This is a genomic window from Mycobacterium sp. E802, from assembly GCF_001666875.1.
Classification (GTDB): Bacteria; Actinomycetota; Actinomycetes; order Mycobacteriales; family Mycobacteriaceae; genus Mycobacterium.
Map to the genome: position 1 here is coordinate 18326 of NZ_LZJD01000074.1, position 20292 is coordinate 38617.

At 67.8% G+C, this 20292-nt stretch carries 19 protein-coding genes; 14 read left to right on the top strand and 5 right to left on the bottom strand.

Translation table 11 applies throughout. The features are described 5' to 3' along the window. Positions 1-19: 19 nt before the first annotated feature. On the bottom strand, positions 20-1072 hold the full coding sequence (locus tag A5699_RS10795; protein WP_067769026.1) for a dihydrodipicolinate reductase: 1053 nt from the start codon (positions 1070-1072) through the stop codon (positions 20-22). Positions 1073-1245: 173 nt separating this feature from the next. On the opposite strand from A5699_RS10795, the gene A5699_RS10800 reads away from it, so the two are divergent. From A5699_RS10800 to holA, 3 genes are read left to right on the top strand one after another with little or no spacing between them, the layout of a single operon-like run. Continuing rightward, positions 1246-2070 (top strand): ComEA family DNA-binding protein, encoded by an 825-nt coding sequence (locus A5699_RS10800; protein WP_067769086.1) that lies wholly within the window; start codon positions 1246-1248, stop codon positions 2068-2070. Next, positions 2051-3616, top strand: coding sequence for a ComEC/Rec2 family competence protein (locus A5699_RS10805; protein WP_067769028.1), 1566 nt, complete (start codon positions 2051-2053; stop codon positions 3614-3616). The genes A5699_RS10800 and A5699_RS10805 overlap by 20 nt, the downstream gene beginning before the upstream one ends. Positions 3617-3640: 24 nt before the next feature. Then, positions 3641-4591 carry a DNA polymerase III subunit delta gene (gene holA, locus A5699_RS10810; RefSeq protein ID WP_082957661.1) on the top strand — a complete coding sequence of 317 codons (951 nt, stop codon included), beginning with the start codon at positions 3641-3643 and terminating at the stop codon, positions 4589-4591. 21 nt (positions 4592-4612) lie between these two features. Here holA and rpsT read toward each other — a convergent pair whose 3' ends face one another. Next, the gene (rpsT, locus tag A5699_RS10815; protein ID WP_067769032.1) at positions 4613-4873 is read right to left on the bottom strand and encodes a 30S ribosomal protein S20; all 261 of its coding nucleotides are present in this window, start codon (positions 4871-4873) and stop codon (positions 4613-4615) included. 235 nt (positions 4874-5108) lie between these two features. Between rpsT and A5699_RS10820 the strand changes: the two genes are divergently transcribed. From A5699_RS10820 to A5699_RS10830, 3 genes are read left to right on the top strand one after another with little or no spacing between them, the layout of a single operon-like run. Continuing rightward, positions 5109-6773, top strand: coding sequence for a circularly permuted type 2 ATP-grasp protein (locus tag A5699_RS10820; RefSeq protein ID WP_157561192.1), 1665 nt, complete (start codon positions 5109-5111; stop codon positions 6771-6773). Positions 6774-6785: 12 nt separating this feature from the next. Further along, positions 6786-7760, top strand: coding sequence for an alpha-E domain-containing protein (locus tag A5699_RS10825; protein WP_067769036.1), 975 nt, complete (start codon positions 6786-6788; stop codon positions 7758-7760). Next, positions 7761-8600 (top strand): transglutaminase family protein, encoded by an 840-nt coding sequence (locus A5699_RS10830; protein ID WP_067769038.1) that lies wholly within the window; start codon positions 7761-7763, stop codon positions 8598-8600. On the opposite strand, the gene A5699_RS10835 is transcribed toward A5699_RS10830, so the two are convergent. Beyond that, complete coding sequence (locus A5699_RS10835) at positions 8584-9444, bottom strand: ribonuclease Z (RefSeq protein ID WP_067769088.1); 861 nt, start codon at positions 9442-9444, stop codon at positions 8584-8586. The genes A5699_RS10830 and A5699_RS10835 overlap by 17 nt on opposite strands. A 100-nt stretch (positions 9445-9544) precedes the next feature. Between A5699_RS10835 and A5699_RS10840 the strand changes: the two genes are divergently transcribed. Beyond that, a complete protein-coding gene (locus tag A5699_RS10840; protein WP_067769040.1) occupies positions 9545-9979 on the top strand; it encodes a CBS domain-containing protein in 435 nt (144 codons plus the stop codon). Positions 9980-10085: 106 nt separating this feature from the next. Then, positions 10086-10694, top strand: coding sequence for a GNAT family N-acetyltransferase (locus tag A5699_RS10845; RefSeq protein ID WP_157561194.1), 609 nt, complete (start codon positions 10086-10088; stop codon positions 10692-10694). 12 nt (positions 10695-10706) lie between these two features. Here A5699_RS10845 and A5699_RS10850 read toward each other — a convergent pair whose 3' ends face one another. Together A5699_RS10850 and A5699_RS10855 are read right to left on the bottom strand one after the other, a co-directional pair. Next, on the bottom strand, positions 10707-10955 hold the full coding sequence (locus A5699_RS10850; RefSeq protein ID WP_067769042.1) for a DUF6480 family protein: 249 nt from the start codon (positions 10953-10955) through the stop codon (positions 10707-10709). Positions 10956-11013: 58 nt separating this feature from the next. Further along, a complete protein-coding gene (locus tag A5699_RS10855; RefSeq protein WP_157561193.1) occupies positions 11014-11649 on the bottom strand; it encodes a type II toxin-antitoxin system PemK/MazF family toxin in 636 nt (211 codons plus the stop codon). An 81-nt stretch (positions 11650-11730) separates the two neighbouring features. Between A5699_RS10855 and lepA the strand changes: the two genes are divergently transcribed. From lepA to A5699_RS10885, 6 genes are all read left to right on the top strand, one after another. Beyond that, positions 11731-13638, top strand: a complete 1908-nt coding sequence (lepA, locus tag A5699_RS10860; RefSeq protein ID WP_231965680.1) for a translation elongation factor 4 — start codon at positions 11731-11733, stop codon at positions 13636-13638. A gap of 85 nt (positions 13639-13723) precedes the next feature. Then, the gene (locus tag A5699_RS10865) at positions 13724-15028 is read left to right on the top strand and encodes an NtaA/DmoA family FMN-dependent monooxygenase (protein WP_067769048.1); all 1305 of its coding nucleotides are present in this window, start codon (positions 13724-13726) and stop codon (positions 15026-15028) included. Beyond that, a complete protein-coding gene (locus tag A5699_RS10870; RefSeq protein WP_067769050.1) occupies positions 15025-16407 on the top strand; it encodes an LLM class flavin-dependent oxidoreductase in 1383 nt (460 codons plus the stop codon). The genes A5699_RS10865 and A5699_RS10870 overlap by 4 nt, the downstream gene beginning before the upstream one ends. 123 nt (positions 16408-16530) lie before the next feature. Then, complete coding sequence (locus A5699_RS10875; RefSeq protein ID WP_067769052.1) at positions 16531-18066, top strand: APC family permease; 1536 nt, start codon at positions 16531-16533, stop codon at positions 18064-18066. After that, positions 18063-19049: a GNAT family N-acetyltransferase gene (locus tag A5699_RS10880; RefSeq protein WP_067769054.1), complete on the top strand. Its 987-nt coding sequence runs from the start codon at positions 18063-18065 to the stop codon at positions 19047-19049. Before A5699_RS10875 ends, A5699_RS10880 begins: the two co-directional genes overlap by 4 nt. Beyond that, positions 19050-20285, top strand: a complete 1236-nt coding sequence (locus A5699_RS10885; RefSeq protein ID WP_067769056.1) for an acyl-CoA dehydrogenase family protein — start codon at positions 19050-19052, stop codon at positions 20283-20285. The last annotated feature ends 7 nt before the right edge of the window (positions 20286-20292 follow it).

Sequence of the window (20292 nt, forward strand, 5' to 3'; positions counted from 1 at the left end):
CGCGACGCTGGGCGAGCAGCTATCCCGCGAACCGCCCGGTGATCGGCCGCAGATCCTTGAGGGTGAGGATGCCCGGCTCGGCCGCCACCACGGCAGGTACCGCGTTGGTGACCGGCATCGCGGTGTAGATCGAGCCCAGGCCGGAGAAGCTGGGCTCGGCCCAGTCCTTGGGCGGCAGGCAATGCAGCACCGTGCGCATGTTGGGCAGCCCGAACACCTGGATCACATGACCGTCGGCCACCGGCTTGGGCGGTGTCACATGACTGCCCATGATCCAGTTGAAGCCGACGCTCACCACGTTCTTCTCGCCCACCCAGCCGCGGTGGTAGCCGTACACGCTGCCGACCGTGCCGGCCGGGATCTTCATGAACCCCAGATCGCTGTCGGCGGTGGCGGCGGTGAAGGTGACGTCGAAGGTGATCCGGTCCAGCGTGGCGCCGATGGCGTCGGCCATCATCGCCGCGGATTCGGCGAACACCTCGCTTTCGCGGCGCACACTCTCGGCCAGGCCCGGGGTGTCGGGGTCCTGGGAGAAGCCCATCGCGGTCATCGTGTCCGCCGACTCGTAGGTGGAGCAGTCCACGGACTCGGTGATGCGGATTTCGTCGACCCGCTCACACGACCCCGACAGCACCATGCCGACCATGTTGGTGACACCTGGGTGCGCGCCGCTGCCGAAGATCGTGGACTTGCCTGTCTCACAAGCCTTCCGGATGCGGTCGAGGTCTTGCGGGGTCTGCTTGCCGCCGGTGATCCAGGCAGCGCTCGAACAGACGTTGACGCCGGCCTCGAGCAACGCGACGAGCTCGTCGATGTTGGGCCACAACGGGTTGTAGCAGCAGGCATCGGGTTTGAGTGCGAGGAGTTCGTCGATCGAGTTCGTCGCGCGGACACCGGTGGGTTCGGTGCGGCCGGCCAGCTCTGCGGCGTCCACACCGACCTTGTCGGCACCGTGGGCATATACCCCGACCAGCTCCATGTCCGTGCGGCCGATGATGGCGTGCAGCGAGCGTCGGCCGATGTTGCCGGTGGTCCACTGGATGACCCGGATCGGACGGTCCGCTGCGGTCATGTCGCCTCCCTTGCTCAGTCCTGCGCTGGACTCTAGACACTATCTCCGAAGTGTTCACCGCCGGTGAGCCCACCGGCCGTCTGGTTATCCCCAGCGCGAGGTTCATCCACAACCGGCCACTGCACCGGCCGCCGAGCCCCGGAATCGTCGCGTGCCGCCCCTACCGTGCGGGCATGGGAACGGAATTGTCGGTGCAGCGTCTCCGTCGCCGCCTGGGCGCCGGGGACGACTCCGAAACCGAGGGCGAAGGTGAACCGGATCCGGGCGCGGCCTCGGAGAGCGCGCTGTCGAAATGGCTGCCCGATACGGCATCAGCGGACAGGCCGGGGTGGCTGGCCGCCGCGCGCGCCGATCCGGGCCGCGCCGGGGCGCTGGCACTGGCCGGCGTGGGCGTGCTGGCGATCCTGGTCACCATCTTCACCCTGATCCGCCATCAGCCGGCACCGGTGGTCTCGGCGAATCTGCCACCGGTCCAGATGGTTTCGTCGGCGAGCCCGACACCGCCAGGCGGTGGCCCGGACGCTCCGGTGGTGGTCAGTGTGGTCGGCCTGGTGCACAAGCCCGGCCTGGTCACCTTGCAGACCGGGGCCCGGATCGCCGACGCGTTGGAAGCCGCCGGTGGACCGCTCGACGGGGCCGACCTGATCGGGCTGAACCTGGCCCGCCGGCTCGGCGACGGGGAACAGATCGTGGTGGGGATCGAGGCGCCGCCGGGCCAACCGACGACCATGGGTAGTTCGGTCGCCGGGCAGGCCCCGGCTCCATCGCCACAGCCGGGTCAGGGTCCGACGACCGCGGCACCGTCGGAGCCGGTGGACCTCAACGCCGCCACCGCTGAGGACCTCGACGCATTGCCGGGCGTCGGCCCGGTGACGGCCGAGGCGATCCTGGCCTGGCGGGCCGCGCACGGTCGGTTCGACAGCGTCGATCAACTCGGCGAGGTCGACGGGATCGGGCCGGCGCGGTTGGAGAAACTGCGTGAGCTGGTCCGGGCGTGACAGCCAGGGCGGGGAGCCATGGGCCGAGCGGCAGCCCCTGGATCTGCGGATCGTTCCGGCCGCCCTGACCGCATGGTCGGTGTCGGCGGTCGGCATCGCCTGGAACTCCGTCGCCGCGGTGATGGTGGGCCTGGGCGCCGTCGGGTTGACCTGGCTGGCCATGGGCTGGCGTCGAGCAGTCGTCGCCGAACGTCGGTCCATGGCCGCGCCGGTGATGGCGGTCGCGGCAGTCGCGGCCGGATTCACCTTGGCCGTCGGATTGCGGGTACATCAGGTCGAGCATCATCCGATCACGCGCCTCTACGGCGGGGCCGCGACGGTCGAGGTCGTGCCCACGGAGACACCGCGGCCGATCAAGGGCGGTCGGCTGATGTTCCGCGCCACGCTGCGCGCAGCCGACGAGGTGAGTCTGTCGGGTCGCGTTCTGGTGTTCGCCCCGGGCACCTTCGGTGCGGCCGGTCCCGGGCGGCCGCTGCGGTTCCGGGCCCACGTGGCACGCCCGACTCGCAAGGACCTCAGCGTGGCCGTGCTGGCGGCCTCCGGTCAGCCCACGCTCGGAGAGGCGTCGGCGGTGCAGCAGGTCGCCGAGCGGATCCGCTCACGCTTCGCGGAGGCGGCGCGGGCGGCGCTGCCTGCCGATCAGGCGGCCATGTTGCCGGCGCTGGTGCTCGGCGACACCTCGGCGGTCACCGGTCCGACGACGGCCGAGTTCCGCACGGCGGGTCTGACCCATCTGACGGCGGTGTCCGGCGCCAACGTGACGATCGTGTGCGGCGCGTTGCTGTTGTCGGCCGCGGTGCTCGGGCCGAGGTTGGCCGTGCTGCTCGCCGGTGCCGGGCTGGTCGGTTTCGTCGTCGTCGTTCAGCCCTCGGCCAGCGTGCTCCGCGCGGCGGTGATGGCCGCGGTGACCCTGCTGGCCGTGCTGACCCATCGGCGGCGCCAGGCGGTGCCGGCGCTGGCGGCCGGGGTGGTCGCGCTGATGATCGCCGCCCCGGAACTCGCGGTCGACGCCGGCTTCGCGTTGTCGGTGTGCGCGACGGCGGGAATCGTCGTCGTCGCGCCGGTGTGGGCGGGCCGGCTGCAGGCCCGGGGCTGGCCGCGCCCACTGGCCGCGGCGGTCAGCGTCGCGACGGTGGCCCAGTTGGTGACGGCCCCACTGGTGGCCGGTATCTCCGGAACGGTCAGCTTGGTGGCGATCGCGGCCAATCTCGCGGTGGCCGGCGTCATCCCGCCGATCACCGTGCTCGGTACCGCCGCCGCGGCGGGGATGGCGCTCTGGCCGTCCGGCGCCCAACTGCTGATCCGGTTCACCGGGCCGGAACTGTGGTGGTTGCTGTCGGTGGCGCGCTGGGCCGCGGCGTTGCCCGCAGCCGCGGTGCCGTCGCCCTCGGGGGCACTCGGCGTGCTGTCGGTGGCGCTGGCCGGGGTGGCGCTGACAGTGCTGTGGCGGCTGCGTTGGGTGCGTCGCGGCCTGGCCGGGTTGGTGTTCGCCATGCTGGCCTGGACGCTCGCGGGCCAGGTGGTCGGCGCTGTCGGTTCGACGTGACACCATCATCGGGTGAGTCAACAGATCGACGGTCTGCACCTGGTTTTGGGCGATGAGGAACTGCTGGTCGAGCGAGCGGTCGGGGCGGTGCTGCGGGCGCTGCGAGCGCAGGCCGGATCCGATGACGTCCCGGTGGACCGGATGCGCGCCGGTGAGGTCAGCACCAGCGAGCTTGCCGAGCTGCTGAGCCCGTCGCTGTTCGCCGAGGAACGCATGGTCGTGCTGGAGGCGGCGGCCGAGGCCGGTAAAGATGCCGTGGCGCTGATCGCCTCGGCCGCAGCCGATCTGCCGCCGGGCACCGTGTTGATCGTCATCCACTCCGGTGGCGGGCGGGCCAAGGCTCTGGCCGATCAACTGAAAAAGCTTGGGGCACAAGTGCATCCGTGTGCCCGGATCACCAAGCCGGCCGAGCGGGCGGATTTCGTGCGGGGCGAGTTCCGGCAATTGCGGGCCAAGGTTTCCGACGACACCGTGACCGCGGTGCTCGACGCGGTCGGCTCGAATGTCCGCGAGCTCGCCGCGGTGTGCTCACAGCTGGTGGCCGACACCGCCGGGCAGGTCGATGCGGCCGCGGTACGCCGCTATCACAGCGGCAAGGCCGAGGTGAAGGGCTTCGACATCGCCGACAAGGCCGTCGCCGGGGATATCGCCGGTGCGGCCGAGGCTCTGCGGTGGGCGATGCTGGCCGGTGAACCGCAGGTGGTGTTGGCCGATGCGTTGGCCGAGGCAGTGCACACGATCGCGCGGGTGGGGCCGTTGTCGGGCGATCCGTACCGGTTGGCCGGTGAACTCGGCATGCCGCCCTGGCGGGTGCAGAAGGCGCAGAAGCAGGCGCGCCGGTGGTCGCGTGACTCGGTGGCCGAGGCGATGCGCGTGGTCGCCACGCTCAATGCAGACGTAAAGGGCGCAGCGGCAGATGCCGACTACGCCCTTGAGACAGCGGTACGCCGGGTGGCGCAACTCGCCACCCGGTGAACCGGGAAAACTAACGAAGATTCAGAGCTTGTTGAGCGCCAGCGCCAGGGCCGACTTCTTGTTGGCGGCCTGGTTGGCGTGGATGACGCCCTTGCTGGCGGCCTTGTCCAGCTTGCGGCTGGTGGACACCAGCAACTCGGCGGCCTTGTCCTTCTCGCCGGCCTCGACGGCCTCGCGGAAGCCGCGGACGGCCGTGCGCAGCGACGACTTCACCGACTGGTTACGCAGCCGACGACGCTCGTTGGTGCGGATGCGCTTTTCCTGCGACTTGATGTTGGCCACGTAAAAGTTCCTTCGTAATTTCTCGCTGGGGTTACCGAAGTCTGGGTGCGCTCACCCGCACTGCGGGCAGCGACTGTTCAGGGTACCAGCGAGGTCCCTGAACTCCCAAAGCGCGACCGCCGGGCACAGCCGGATCTGTGCCGTCAAGACCTCCTTGATACCACGTGAACCGGCCCGTGGCCTGCCGAAACGGGTTGTGCGGTTGACCCGGCGAAATCACCACCGGTGCGGCAGCATGATGACGGTGAGCCCGAGAACCGCCCGCACGCCGGCAACCGAGTCGAACGGGTCGGCCACGGCCGGGTCACGGGGCGCGCCGTCGCGTCGCGTCAGGCATCGGGGTGTGTTCGACGGCTACCACCGGCTGGGCCGGTACTCGGCGGCGTTCGACGAGATGTTCGACGCCGCCGGCAACGTCCGCGGACCGTACAAGGGCATCTTCGCCGAGCTTGCTCCCTCGGACGCCTCGGAACTGCGGTCGCGGTCGGATGCGCTGGGCCGCGCGTTCATCGATCAGGGCATCACGTTCTCGTTGTCGGGCCAGGAGCGGCCGTTTCCGCTCGATCTGGTGCCGCGGGTGATCTCGGCGGCCGAATGGTCGCGGCTGGAGCGCGGGATCACCCAGCGGGTCAAGGCGCTCGAGATGTATCTCGACGACATCTACGGCGAGCAGGAGATCCTGCGCGACGGGGTCATCCCACGTCGGCTGGTCACCTCGTGTGAGCACTTCCACCGGGCAGCCGCGGGCATCGTGCCGCCCAACGGGGTGCGCATCCACGTCGCCGGCATCGATCTGATCCGTGACGCCTCGGGTGACTTCCGGGTCCTGGAGGACAACCTGCGGTCACCGTCGGGGGTGTCCTACGTGATGGAGAACCGGCGCACCATGGCCCGTGTCTTCCCGAATCTGTTCGCCACTCACCGGGTGCGCGCCGTCGGTGACTATTCGTCGCATCTGCTGCGGGCGCTGCGCAATGCCGCGCCCACCAACGTCGCCGACCCCACGGTGGTCGTCCTCACCCCCGGCGTCTACAACTCGGCCTACTTCGAGCATTCCCTGCTGGCCCGGCAGATGGGTGCCGAGCTGGTCGAGGGGCGTGACCTGTTCTGTCGCGACAACGCCGTGTACATGCGCACCACAGAGGGGGAGCGTCAGGTCGACGTCATCTACCGCCGCATCGACGACGCCTTCCTGGACCCGATGCAGTTCCGGCCCGATTCGATGCTCGGGGTGGCCGGCCTGCTCAACGCCGCCCGGGCCGGAAACGTGGTGATCTCCAGCGCGGTGGGCAACGGAGTCGGCGACGACAAGCTCGTCTACACCTACGTGCCGACCATCATCGAGTACTACCTGGGGGAGAAGCCGGTCCTGGCCAACGTCGACACCTTCCGCTGTTGGTTGGACGCCGAACGCGAGGAGGTGCTCGACCGGATCGAGGAACTCGTGATCAAGCCCGTCGAAGGCTCCGGCGGGTACGGCATCGTGTTCGGCCCGGACGCCTCGGACAAGGAGTTGGCGGCAATCGCCAAGAAGATCCGCGCCGACCCACGCGGCTGGATCGCCCAACCGGTGATGCAGCTGTCGACGGTGCCGACCCAGATCGGCGACACGCTGGCGCCGCGGCATGTCGACCTGCGTCCGTTCGCGGTCAACGACGGTAATGACGTCTGGGTGCTGCCGGGCGGACTGACCCGGGTCGCGCTGCCCGAAGGATCGCTGGTGGTGAATTCCAGCCAGGGCGGCGGGTCGAAGGACACCTGGGTGCTGGCGTCCCGCACGTCGGCCGCCGATCGCGAGCTGGCGGCCGCCGAGGTGGTGCGCTCGCTGCCCAAAACCTCCCAGGCGACCAATGGCGATGGTGCACTTGACGGTTCATCGTCTCAACAACAGCAGCAATAGGGGGTGGTAGTGATGCTGGCGCGCAATGCCGAATCGTTGTACTGGATCGGGCGTTACGTGGAGCGGGCCGACGACACCGCACGCATCCTCGACGTCACGGTGCATCAGTTGTTGGAGGATTCCAGCGTCGACCCGGATGTCGCGTCGCGAACGCTGTTGCGCGTGCTGGGGATCGAGCCGCCCAAGGAACGTCTGGATGTCTGGTCGCTGACCGACATCGTGGCGTTCAGCCGGGACAGCAACGGCAATTCGATCGTCGATTCGGTTTCGGCGGCACGGGAGAACGCGCGCGGTGCCCGTGAGGTCACCTCGACCGAGATCTGGGAGTGCCTCAACACCACCTACAACGCACTGCCCGAGCGGGAGCGGGCGGCAAAACGCTTGGGCCCGCATCAGTTCCTGTCCTATGTCGAAGGCCGCGCGGCGATGTTCGCCGGCTTGGCCGATTCGACGTTGAGCCGCGACGACGGCTACCGCTTCATGCTGTTGGGCCGGGCGATCGAGCGCGTCGACATGACGGTGCGGCTGCTGTTGTCGCGGGTCGGCGACAGCGGCTCGTCGCCGGCGTGGGTGACGCTGCTGCGCTCGGCCGGCGCCCACGATACGTATCTGCGTACCTACCGCGGTGTGCTCGACGCCGGCCGGGTGGTCGAATTCATGCTGTTGGACCGGTTGTTCCCGCGGTCGATCTTCTATTCCCTGCGCTTGGCCGAACACAGCCTCGACGAGTTGCTCAACCGGCCGCACAACCGGCTGGGCGCCACTGCCGAGGCGCAGCGGCTTCTCGGCCGGGCCCGCAGCGAGCTGGAATTCCTCCAGCCGGGAGCCTTGCTGGAATCGCTGGACGCGCGGCTGGCCGGCCTGCAGAAAACGTGCCGGGAGGTCGGAGACGCCTTGGCGCTGCAGTACTTCCACTCCGTGCCCTGGGTGGCTTGGACCGATGCCGGCCACGACGACGTGGTCGTGATCGAGGAAGGCGAGGTCTAGATGTGGCGGCTACGGGTGGTGCACTCCACTGGATACGCCTACAAGTCGGCAGTGACGGCCTCCTTCAACGAGGCCCGGCTGACGCCGCGGTCGGACTCGCGGCAGAACGTGATCCTCAACCGCGTCGAGACCGTTCCGGCCACCCGGTCGTATCGCTATGTCGACTACTGGGGCACCGCGGTGACGGCGTTCGACCTACACGCCCCGCACACCGAGTTGGAGGTCACGTCCTCGTCGGTGGTCGAGACCGAGGTTGCCGAGAAGCCCGAGGAGTTGGCCGGCTGGGATGACCTGGATTCGGAGGCGGTGATCGATCGATTCGACGAGGTGCTCAGCCCGACGCACTACACGCCGCACAGCAAGCGCATCGCGCGGGTGGGGCAGCGGATCGCCAAGGACCACGACCCGTTCGAGGCGGTGATGGCGGTGGCGCAGTGGGTGCGCAGCGAGCTCGAGTACATGCCCGGCACCACCGGCGTGCACTCCTCGGGCCTGGACGCGCTGCGGGAGGGCAAAGGGGTATGCCAGGACTTTGCCCATCTGTCTTTGATCATGTTGCGGTGCATGGGGATTCCGTCCCGCTATGTATCGGGCTATCTGCATCCCAAACGGGAGGCCGTGGTCGGCGACACGATCGACGGGCAGAGCCACGCGTGGATCCAGGCGTGGACTGGCGGCTGGTGGAATTACGACCCGACCAACGACACCGAGATCAACGAGCAGTACGTCAGTGTCGGAGTGGGTCGGGACTACTCGGATGTGGCCCCGCTCAAGGGAATCTATTCGGGTGAGGGTTCGACCGATCTCGACGTGGTCGTGGAGGTCACCCGGTTGGCTTGACGCACATGCCGGGATGGACCTGGACCCGGTGCAGATCGTCACCCAGCTCGATCTGCCGGTCGAATTCGGTGGCCGCCAGCGCCCGCCACTGGTCCTCGGTGCCTGGCGCGATGGCCGGCACGTAGTGGGTCAGGATGAGGATCCCGACGCCGGCCCTGGACGCGGTGGCCGCCGCCTCCTGCACCGAGGAGTGGTAGTCGCAGATGTCGCGGATGCGTTGCTGCGGAAGGAGTTCGATCAGGTCTTTGCGAATCACGGTGTGCACCAGGGCGCCGGCGCCGGCGGCGAGCCCGTCGAGACCGGGGCACGGCACGGTGTCGCCGGCGGCCACCACCGATGCGCCGGCATGCTCGATCCGGAACGCGATGGTCGGTGTCACGGGGCGATGGTCGGTGGGCGCCACGCGGATGTGCACGTCGTCGCGATCCCACACCGGTCCGTCGGTGTATTCGTGCACCTCGACCGGCGGTGGTGCGGTGAGGTCGTCGTGATGGGCGATGCGGTAACCGATGTCGAAGCCGAAGGCCTTCAGCGTTGCCGCCACCACGTCGGCGGTTCCCGGAGGGCCGATGATCGGCAGCGGTGGCACGTCCGGGGTGAACGTACTGACCCAGCGGGTGATGATGACGTCACCCAAATCGGCGATGTGGTCGCTGTGCAGATGGGTGAGCAGCAGCGCGCTGAGCCCGTTGGCCCCCGAGCCGATCGCGGCCAGGCGTTGCAGCACACCGCGACCGCAGTCGATGAGGAAGGATTGGCCGCCGGCCCGCACCAGTGTGGAGGGACCGGCCCGGTGCGGATCGGGAATCGGGCTACCGGTACCGAGCAGGGTGACCTCGATCATGGCCCACATATACCTGTTCGGGTGTTATGCGGAATACCTTTCGTCCAGACTGATGCCGCCTTAGCCTTGATGTGAGGTGGATCACGATCGGAGGCGGCCGATGCGAATCGCGGACGTGCTGAAGAACAAGGGCACGGCGGTGGTGACGATTTCGCCCGAGACCACGGTGACCGAGCTGTTGGCCGGGCTGACCGAGTTGAACATCGGCGCCATGGTGGTGATGGGTCCCGGCGGCGGGCTGGCCGGGATCGTCTCGGAGCGTGATGTGGTGCGCAAGCTGCACGAGCGGGGCAGCAGCCTGCTGGCCCAGCCGGTCTCGGAAATCATGACCACGGTGGTCGCCACGTGTACGCCACGCGACACCGTGGATCACCTCAGCGCCCTGATGACCGAGAACCGGGTTCGACACATCCCCGTCGTCGACGATGGCCGGCTGGCCGGCATCGTCAGCATCGGTGACATCGTCAAGACCCGGATGGAGGAACTGGAAGCCGAGCAGGAACACCTGCAGGCCTACATCACCCAGGGCCGCTGACCCCGCCGCATCCCGAATGCCGAAACTACGGCCGTTTGCGCGAATTTCGCCGAACTTCGCCGACAACCGTCGTTTCGCGCTGGGTGCGGTGTGGGATCGTGAGCGGGTGGCTGCCATCGATGTCCGCCCCGCGAACAGAACCGACCTCAAAGTGCTCGGCAGTGTCCTGGCCCGGGCGTTCTATCACGATCCGGTGATGATGTGGATGCTGCCCGAGGCCGAACGCCGGCAGCGGGCGCTGGACCGAATGTTCGTCACCATGGCCCGGCACCATTTCCTCCCCGGCGGCGGTAGTGAGGTGGCGCTGCGGTCCGGCACCGTCGGCGCGGCGGCACTGTGGAATCCACCCGGCGGCTGGAAACAGACCGGGCTGCAGGAGTTGCTGATGATGCCAGGCTTCGTGCGGGCCTTCGGGCGCCGGACCGCCCGCGGTCGGGAGGTCGCCGACTTGATGAAGCACCACCATCCCGAGGAACCGCATTGGTATCTCGGCGTGATCGGAAGCGATCCGACGGTCCGCGGCGGCGGTTTCGGTCATGCCCTGATGCGGTCACGTCTGGACCGGGTGGACGCCGAGCATGCGCCGGCCTATCTGGAGTCGAGCAATCCCGACAACGTTCCCTACTACCTGCGGTTCGGGTTCGAGGTGACCGGGGAGATCCCGCTGCCCCAGGACGGTCCGATCATGACCGCCATGTGGCGCCGTCCGCGTTGACCGGCGACGCGGCTAACCGAAAACTCCCGAGATCTTCATGATCAACAGCACGCCGACCGCGACGAACACCGCAATCAGCACCACCAGGCCGATGATCGCGGTCACCGACGACGGCGTGTACTTGTGCTTGGGACGGGCTTCCGGTTCGCCCAGCCCCGAGGTTTGCGCCGAGTCGGGTGGCGTGGCGCCGGGGGCGACGCCGCCGCCAGGTTCGAGGTCGGGTATCTCGGCCGGGTCGGGATCGGGTGGTAGCGCGGTCATCGTCTGGGAATTCCCGCTCGCGCCGATTTGATGCATCGGTTGTTGAAGTGCGAGCGCGTCAGCTCCAGGAATACTCGGCACGCAGCCGCACCGCGACCGCCTCGAACCGGGTCCGGTCCAGTATCGCGCCTTCGCGGCGGATGCCCTCTTCGGGCACGTCGAGCACGCGGTCCAGCCGCACCCAGCTCGGCCTGCCGTCGTAGTCCCAGGTGCCGGTGCCGATGGCGATCCAGTCCGGGTCATCACGGTGGTAGTCCTGGCTGGACAACATCAGCCCCAGCAAAGTGCGTTGGTCGCGGCCGACCACCAACACGGGGCGGTCCTTGCCCTGTGTCGGATCATCCTCGTAAACCACCCAGGTCCAGACGATCTCGCCGGGATCGGCACGGCCGTCCAGGTCGGGGGCGTAGACGATCTTGCGGGCCCGGTGCGCGGTGGGGACGCTGTGCTTGCACACCGGCCGACCCGCGGCGATCGCCTTCGGTGGCGGGGTGGCCGCGCCGGCAATGGCCCCCAGGCCCAGCTTGATGCCCTGCTGAATGCCTTGTTGGATGCCCTGCTGCACAGTGCGTGGCACGTTGTCGGTGGTCTGGAGCTGGCGAACGAACTTCGGTGCCTCGTTGAACACCAGGTGCTCGGCGCCGTCGCGGACGCCCTTGAGAACCTGCTGGAACGCCTTCCACTGCGACGCCATGGTGTCGAGCATAAGTCAGGGTTCGGCGGGCAGGAGCGCAGCGACCGGGGATCGATTAAGCCCGGCGATTGTGTCGCAAGGGTGCTCCCTCGATACCCTGGAAGCGCACAACACGTGCCCGACACCCGCGCTCACCAGGAGATTCCCATCAGCAGCTTCGCCGACAAGACGTTCACTGCGCCGGCGCAGATCAGGAACTTCTGCATCATCGCCCACATCGACCACGGCAAGTCGACGCTGGCCGACCGGATGCTGCAGCTCACCGGCGTCGTCGACGACCGGTCGATGCGCGCGCAATACCTGGACCGGATGGATATCGAGCGCGAGCGCGGCATCACGATCAAGGCGCAGAATGTGCGGCTGCCTTGGAAGGTCAACGACGAAGAGTTCGTCTTGCACCTGATCGACACCCCCGGCCACGTCGACTTCACCTACGAGGTGTCGCGCGCGTTGGAGGCCTGCGAGGGTGCGGTGCTGTTGGTCGACGCCGCCCAGGGCATCGAGGCACAGACCTTGGCCAACCTGTACCTGGCACTCGACCGGGATCTGACGATCATCCCGGTGCTCAACAAGATCGACCTGCCGGCCGCGGACCCGGAGCGCTACGCCGGCGAACTCGCGCACATCATCGGCTGCGACCCCTCGGACGTGCTGCGGGTGTCCGGCAAGACCGGGGCGGGTGTGGCCGAGCTGCTCGACGAGGTGGTGCGGCAGGTCCCGGCGCCGACCGGTGATGCCGACGCCCCGGCCCGGGCGATGATCTTCGACTCCGTCTACGACATCTACCGCGGCGTGGTCACCTACGTGCGCGTCGTCGACGGCAAGATCACCCCGCGCGAACGCATCGCGATGATGTCCACCGGGGCCACCCACGAACTGCTCGAGGTCGGCATCGTCTCACCGGAACCGAAGGCCAGTGACGGCTTGGGTGTCGGTGAGGTGGGCTACCTCATCACCGGCGTGAAAGACGTCCGCCAGTCCAAGGTCGGCGACACCGTGACGACGGCGCGCAAGGGCGCCACCGAGGCGCTGACCGGCTACCGCGAACCCAAGCCGATGGTCTACTCGGGCCTCTACCCGGTCGACGGCTCGGACTACCCGGATCTGCGCGACGCGCTGGACAAACTGCAACTCAACGACGCGGCGCTGACGTACGAGCCCGAGACGTCGGTGGCGCTGGGCTTCGGGTTCCGCTGCGGCTTCCTCGGGCTGCTGCACATGGAGATCACCCGGGAGCGCTTGGAGCGCGAGTTCAACCTGGATCTGATCTCCACCTCGCCCAACGTGGTGTACCGGGTCATCAAGGATGACGGATCCGAGATCGTCGTGACCAACCCGTCGGACTGGCCCGAGGGCAAGGTCCGCGAGGTCTACGAGCCGGTGGTCAAGACCACCGTCATCGCGCCCAGTGAGTTCATCGGCACCATCATGGAGCTGTGCCAGTCCCGCCGCGGTGAGCTCGGCGGCATGGATTACCTGTCGCCCGAGCGGGTCGAGCTGCGTTACACGATGCCGTTGGGCGAGATCATCTTCGACTTCTTCGACTCGCTGAAGTCGCGCACCCGCGGCTACGCCAGCCTGGACTATGAGGAGGCCGGCGAGCAGCAGGCCGATCTGGTCAAGGTCGACATCCTGTTGCAGGGTGAGGCCGTGGATGCGTTCAGTGCGATCGTGCACAAGGATTCGGCATCGGCCTACGGCAACAAGATGACGACCAAGCTCAAAGAGCTCATCCCGCGCCAGCAGTTCGAGGTGCCGGTGCAGGCCGCTATCGGCTCGAAAATCATTGCCCGCGAGAACATCCGCGCCATCCGCAAGGACGTGCTGTCCAAGTGCTACGGCGGTGACATCACCCGTAAGCGCAAGCTGCTGGAGAAGCAGAAAGAGGGCAAGAAGCGGATGAAGACCATCGGTCGCGTGGACGTGCCGCAGGAGGCATTCGTCGCGGCGCTGTCCACCGATGCCGCCGGGGACAAGCCCAAGAAGTAGGCCTGCTCGCCGACAAAAAGTCGGGATTGCTTCGCGCTGAGCGCAACCCTCGGCGTGAGCAGGTGAGGATCGTAGTGTCGCCGGAGTGTCCAGAGAGCTGCATCTGCTGGCCTTCGGAAACACCCGGTCAGCCGGGCCGTGGCGGCATCCAGATATCGACAACAGCACCGCGGGGGTACGCCGGCGGCTGATCAGCTATGCGCAGACCGCCGAGGCCGGCACGTTCGACGCGCTGTTCTTCGCCGACGGGTTGAACTACGGCCCGCCCGCGACGTGGGCGTACAAGATCACCGAGGACTTCGAACCCCTCACCGCGACCGCCGCGCTGTCCTCCGTCACCGAACAGATCGGGTTGGTGGTCACCGGATCGGCCACCCTGGCGCATCCCTATCACCTTGCCCGCCAGCTCCTTTCACTCGACCACCTCAGCGGTGGGCGGGCCGGCTGGAACCTGGTGACCAGCTTCGCCCAAGCCGCCGCCGACAACTTCAGCGCCCGTGGCGTGGTGGCCCACGATGAGCGGTATCGCATCGCCGAGGAAGCGTTGGAGGTGGTGCGCAAGCTGTGGGACGGCTGGGGCGAGGACACCGTCGTCGAGGATCGCGCAGCCGGGATCTTCAACGATGTCAACCTCATTCGGCCAACCGACCATCATGGTCGGTACTTCGACGTGGCCGGGCCGCTCGGCGCGGCCAGATCGGCTCAGGGGCAACCGGTTCTCTTTCAGGCCGGATCCTCGGAGACCGGGCGGGGTTTCGCCGCCCGCCACGCCGAGGTGATCTTCACCAGCCACGGCAACCGGTCCCGGGCCGGGGATTTCTACACCCAGATCCATCGGGATGCGCAAAGGTTCGGCCGGGCCACACCGCCGCTGATCACCCCGTCGCTGCGGTACATCGTCGGTTCGACCGAGGACGAGGCCAGGCGCGCCGAACGCGCAGAGTACGAATACTTCAGCCCCGAATATCAGGCCGGATGGCTGCTGGAGGTCGACGTCGACGTCACCGGCGCCGATCTGGACGGGCCGGTGCCGGAGTCGGCCTTCCCGGCGCACACCGAGACCCATCAGACCGCGCTGGCCGGCTACCGCCTGCTGGCCAGTGACGGAAACCCCACGGTGCGAGAGTTCCTGTACCGCACGGTGAACGGATGGGGCGCGGCCGTGGTGGGGACGCCCGAGCAGATCGCGGACGAGATCGAGCAGTGGTTCACCACCGGGGCCGCCGACGGGTTCGTACTCCGCGACTCCGGATTGCCCGGCCAGCACGAGTTGTTCGTCGAGCAGGTGGTCCCGGTGCTGCGCAAGCGCGGGCTGTTCCGGCACGAATACGCCGGCACGACCTTGCGATCACATCTGGGCCTCGACGTACCGCAGCGATCGCCGGTATGACCGAACCGTATGTGTTGTCGGCGTTCACGATGTCGACGGTGTCGCACGGCAACTTCGGGCTGTGGCGTCACCCGGCCGACCGCACCGCCGACTACACCGATGTGCGGTACTGGGTGGAGTTGGCCACGCTGCTCGACGACGGTGGTTTCGACGCGTTGTTCATCGCCGACGCGGTCGGGCAACTCGACGTGTTCGGTGGCGACGCCAGTGCGGCGCTAGCTCGGGCGGTGCAGACGCCGGTCACCGATCCGCTGCTGGTCGTGTCGGCGATGGCCGCGGCGACCCAGCGGCTGGGCTTCGGCATCACGGTGTCCACCACCTACGAGAGCCCGTACCTGCTGGCCCGCAAGTTCAGCACGCTGGACCACCTGACCGGCGGCCGGATCGGTTGGAACATCGTGACGTCATTGCTGGATAGTGCGGCACGTAACATCATCGGACGCGATCGGCAGATCCCGCACGACGAGCGTTACGCGATGGCCCAGGAATTTCTGGAGGTCACCTACAAGCTCTGGGAAGGGTCGTGGGAGCCCGACGCGGTGCTGCGTGACGCCGAACGTGGCGTCTACACCGATCCCGCGAAGGTCCATGACATCGGCCACCACGGCCGGTACTTCACTGTGCCCGGGGCACATCTGGTCGAGCCCTCGCCTCAGCGCACCCCGGTGCTGTTCCAGGCCGGCACCTCTGCGGCCGGCCGTGAATTCGCCTCGCGTAACGCCGAACTCGTCTTCGTCAGCGATCCTCGACCCGAGGTGTTGCGGTCCAACATCGAGGACATCCGTCGGCGGGCAGTCGGACATGGCCGGGACCCGGACTCCCTGAAGTTCATCACGTCCGTCGAGATCGTCACGGACAGTACCGATTCCGCGGCCCAGGCCAAGGCCCGCGACCTCGCCCGGTTCCACGACCTGGAGGCCGGGCTGGTGCTGCTGTCGGCCCTGTCCGGGGTGGACTGGTCGACCTACGGAGTCGACCGCCCGATCGAGCAGTTCGACACCGACGCCAGCCGGTCCATCCTGGCCGCGGTGACCGACACCGAGGCACGAGAACGTCTGACGCTGCGGGACTACGTCGGAGGGCTCGGTGGTTTCGGCGGTGAGTTGTTCGTCGGATCGGCGCGCACAGTTGCCGACGCCTTGGCTGCCTACGCCGACCGCAGCGGGGTGGACGGCTTCAACATCGCGTATCACGTGACGCCCGGCAGCTTCGCCGACGTGGGGGAGTACCTCATCCCCGAACTTCGACGCCGGGGCCGGGCGCGTGAGCTCGGCGATCCGACCACGTTGCGCCAGCGCCTGTTCGGCGGTGAGAGCGCCCTGCTGGGAGCGGGCCACCCGGCCGCCGCATTCCGTCGCAATTCTGTTCATCCGCAATAGAATCCCGCCGATTCGATAGCTGCCGCCGCGAATCCGTCTGCGGCAGTGTGGCACCCATACCGACTTGTCAACTCCCGGGCCGGGTCACGGACGGGGACGTCGCGGTCAGAAAGGGACGTTGCCGTGACTACTACAGACGATCCGAAGACGACGCGCCCCGATCCCGCGGTGGGGCGGCGCACGCTGATCGCCGCCGAATCGACCGGGCTGGAATCCGGGGCGCTCGGGCCGTGGGGTGTGTTCGCCCAGGGCCTGGCGGCCGCGGCGCCGAGTGTGGCGCTGGCCGTGGTGCCGTTCTCGCTGTTCGTGGCGGCCGGCAAGGGTGCAGCGTGGGCGGCGGTGATCGGGCTGTCGATCGTGGTGCTGGTCGCGGTCACGATCAGCTTCCAGGCCAAACGCACGGTGTCCTCCGGCTCGCTGGGCACGTACACCGGAAACGGGTTGGGACCCGGCTTCGCCTTCGCCGCGGGTTTCAGCCTGCTGTTCGGCTACATCGGGTTCGCCACCACCGGAACCCTCGGCGGTGTCCTGTATCTCGATGCGTTCCTGGAGTCGATCGGCCTGGGGTCACAAGCGGTGTGGTTCCGGCTGCTGCTGGTGATCGTGGTGGTCGGCGTCGCGGTGTACCTGCCGTACCGCGGGGTTTCACTGGCGGCCAAGTACGAGCTGGCCTTCGAACTGCTGGCGATCGCGTCGATCCTGGTGATCATCGTGGCCTCCTACATCGGCTACGGATTCCGCATCGACTGGGAGCAGTGGAACCCCCAGCATCTCGGTTCCAGCGCGACCTTCATCGCCGCGGTCACCGCGGTGGGTTCCTACGCCGGTTTCGAAAGCGTGGCCTCGCTGGGTGCCGAGGCCAAGGATGCGCATCGCAATATCGCCAGATCGCTTCTGCGCGTGGTCATCTTGATCGGCGCCCTCTACATCTTTGCGACGTATCCGCAAATCCTGCACTTCGGTGAGATCGACGGCGACAGGGCGGTCCTGCCTCAGCTGGCCACGAGCGTCGGCGTCGACTGGGTGAACCAGATCGTCAGCGGTGCGGTTGCGATCGCGTTCATCGTGTTCGTCACCGCCGTCACCACCGCCGCGGCACGTTCGTTGTTCACCTTCGCTCACGAAGGGGCCTTGCCGCAGGTGTTCACCAAGATTCACGCTACCTACAAGACGCCGTGGGCCGGGGTGATTTTCGTCGGGCTCCTGGCGTTCGCGTTCTCGGTCGCGGCCACCTTCAGTTCGGCCGGGCGGTTGGTGTTCGACGTCTACGGCGGCTACGTGGCCAACTGGGGCTTCCTGGTGAGCTATCTGCTGGTGGTCATCGCGACCCCGATCTGGCTGCGTAAGATCGGCGCGCTGACCCCGCTGCGGCTCGCGGTCGCGGTGGCGGCCACCATCGGTCTCGGGTATGTGATCGTCAGCAATTTCTATCCTGTGCCCGAATTCCCGTTCAACATCCTGCCTTTCGTCTTCGGTGCGATCCTGGCGGCCGGGCTGGCCTGGTACTGGTATCTCAAGCGCACCCGGCCCGAGGTGGCCAACCGGATCGGCAGCATCCAGACCCTGTCGGAGGCAGAGCAACAGCGACTGGCCGACGAGGGTATCGGCGAGGTGCTTCAGCAGTCGGCCCCGGCGCTGAAGGACGAGGCCCACACATGACCGTCACCGACCATCGGCCGACTGCCGGCGCGGCGGTGGCAGCGGCCACCCCACGCGACTACCCGCTCATCGCCGATTTCCTGGCCACCACGCCGGGTTTGGCCGGGCGAAAGTTCGCCGCCGATTCGCGCGACGTCGCCGAACAGTTCGACGGCGCGTATCCCGGGTCGGCACTGGTGCTGCGCGGTGAGTCCGACGAGGTGCTCGGGTACGCGGTGCTGCACCGGCCCGACGGCGCCGAACCGGAAGTGCTGGGCGACTTCGTGTTCGGACCCTCGGTGGCCGGGGCCGTGGTCGAGACGGTCGTCGGCGACACCGTCGCGCGGTTCCGCCGCGTGGCGCCGGCCGCTGCCTATCTGCGGGCCTACATCGGTGCCGATCAACCCGCCGCCATCGAAGCGCTCGTGCACCACGGCGCGCGCCGGGAGCGGCAGTTCGTCGCCACTCGAAAGCCATTGCTCGGCGAGGATCCAACCGCCCTGGCCGCTGCGCACATAGACGGCCTGACGATCCTGTCTTGGCCGGAAGTGATCTCAGGTGGTTACGCGGAGCAGGTTCGGCAACTGCAATTCGACACCTTCAGCGAGCATTTCGGGAACATGTCGAAAACCCCGCAGCGGTGGGAACATCACCTGCGCAGCCGCGCCTTCGCGCCGGACTTCAGCATCGCCGCGGTCGACGACGGCGGCGTGGTGGTCGGCTACGTATTGGGATCGACCTACACCACCGGCGTGGGTGCCGACCAGGAACGCAGCGCCCACACCGACTACATCGGGGTGCGCCGGGATCGTCGGACCCGCGGCACCGGCGAGCTGCTGTTGCGCAAGATCTGGCTGGCGGCACTGAGGCGCGGGCTCACGGTCGCGTCGCTGGGCACCGACATCGACAACGCCAGCAGAGCGCACGAGTTGTACCGGCGGCTTGGCTACCTGGCGGTCAGAGACCAGTACGCATACCGAATCGACGCCGAGGAGAATCCGTAAATGTCCACGGACACCAGCTATCTCAAGCCACCGACCGGCTACGACGGCGAACTGCGTTCGGTCTTCGGTCCGATCTTCGAGCGGATCGCCGAGGGTAACCGTGAGCGTGAGTCCAACCGCGTGTTTCCCCATGAGCAGGTGCGCTGGCTCAGCGATGCCGGTTTCGGCACGCTGCGGATCCCCGCCGAGCAGGGCGGGTTCGGCGCCTCGCTGGAACAGACATTCCTCCTGCTGGCCGAATTGGGGGAGGCCGACGCCAACGTCGCTCACATCTGGCGCAACCACCTGGCTTTCGTCGAGGACCGGCTCAACGCCACCGTGACGGAGGACAACACCACCTGGATCAAACGATTCCTGGCCGGCGAATTCGTCGGTGGCGGCTGGACCGAGGCCAACAACCTGACCCTGGCCAATCTGGCCACCACCGTCACCGCGCACGACGACCACTGGCTGGTGTCCGGCGCGAAATACTATGCCACCGGCAGCCTTTACGCCGATTGGCTCGACGTCCTCGGCCGCGGTGAGGATGGTGAGCTATGGACCGCACTGGTCCGCGCCGACGATCCGGGCGTCACCCTGATCGACGACTGGCGCGGGTTCGGTCAGCGCACCACCGGCAGCGGTTCGGCGCGATACGAGCAGGCTCGGGCCGAGCGCGGCAACGTGTTCCCGGCTGCCGAGCGGTTCACCTACCAGGCGCACTTCTACCAGATCGCGATGCTGGCAGTGCTGACCGGCATCATCCGGGCCGCTCAACGCGACGGCTCGGCTGCTCTGGCCGCGCGTCGACGCAACTACCCGCAGGGGCTGGCCGAAGTCCCGGCGGCCGATCCGCAGCTGTTGCAGGTGATCGGCGAGGTGTCGGCCGAATCCTTCAGCGCCACAGCCGCGTTGGGGCAGAGTGCGCGGACCCTGGACCGGGTCGTGGCCGGCCGGCTCGCCGGCAGCGACGATCAGGCGCGCCGGCTGCTGGTGGATGCCGAGGTGGCGGTCACGCAGGCGCAGTTGGTGATCGTGGCGGCGGCATTGCGGGCCACCACCCGGGTGTTCGACGCCCTCGGTGCCTCCGGAGTGTCCGAAGAGCTTGGACTGGACCGGCATTGGCGCAATGCCCGCACCCTGGCCTCACACAATCCGGTGGTGTACAAGGCCCGCATCCTGGGCGACTGGTTCATCAACGGCAAGGACCCGGTGTCCGACCTGGTGTCCCGAGGCCGCGGCGGGCAGGGCAACTGAGCCGTCG

Bases quoted from the DNA above. Each gene is read 5' to 3' on its own strand.
- A5699_RS10850 (WP_067769042.1), bottom strand. From the start codon at position 10,955: ATGACCGCGCTACCACCCGATCCCGACCCGGCCGAGATACCCGACCTC.
- A5699_RS10835 (WP_067769088.1), bottom strand. From the start codon at position 9,444: ATGATCGAGGTCACCCTGCTCGGTACCGGTAGCCCGATTCCCGATCCG.
- A5699_RS10825 (WP_067769036.1), top strand. From the start codon at position 6,786: ATGCTGGCGCGCAATGCCGAATCGTTGTACTGGATCGGGCGTTACGTG.
- A5699_RS10885 (WP_067769056.1), top strand. From the start codon at position 19,050: ATGTCCACGGACACCAGCTATCTCAAGCCACCGACCGGCTACGACGGC.
- A5699_RS10800 (WP_067769086.1), top strand. From the start codon at position 1,246: ATGGGAACGGAATTGTCGGTGCAGCGTCTCCGTCGCCGCCTGGGCGCC.
- A5699_RS10880 (WP_067769054.1), top strand. From the start codon at position 18,063: ATGACCGTCACCGACCATCGGCCGACTGCCGGCGCGGCGGTGGCAGCG.
- A5699_RS10870 (WP_067769050.1), top strand. From the start codon at position 15,025: ATGACCGAACCGTATGTGTTGTCGGCGTTCACGATGTCGACGGTGTCG.
- A5699_RS10795 (WP_067769026.1), bottom strand. From the start codon at position 1,072: ATGACCGCAGCGGACCGTCCGATCCGGGTCATCCAGTGGACCACCGGC.
- A5699_RS10855 (WP_157561193.1), bottom strand. From the start codon at position 11,649: ATGGCGTCGCAGTGGAAGGCGTTCCAGCAGGTTCTCAAGGGCGTCCGC.
- A5699_RS10820 (WP_157561192.1), top strand. From the start codon at position 5,109: ATGATGACGGTGAGCCCGAGAACCGCCCGCACGCCGGCAACCGAGTCG.
- A5699_RS10830 (WP_067769038.1), top strand. From the start codon at position 7,761: ATGTGGCGGCTACGGGTGGTGCACTCCACTGGATACGCCTACAAGTCG.
- A5699_RS10840 (WP_067769040.1), top strand. From the start codon at position 9,545: ATGCGAATCGCGGACGTGCTGAAGAACAAGGGCACGGCGGTGGTGACG.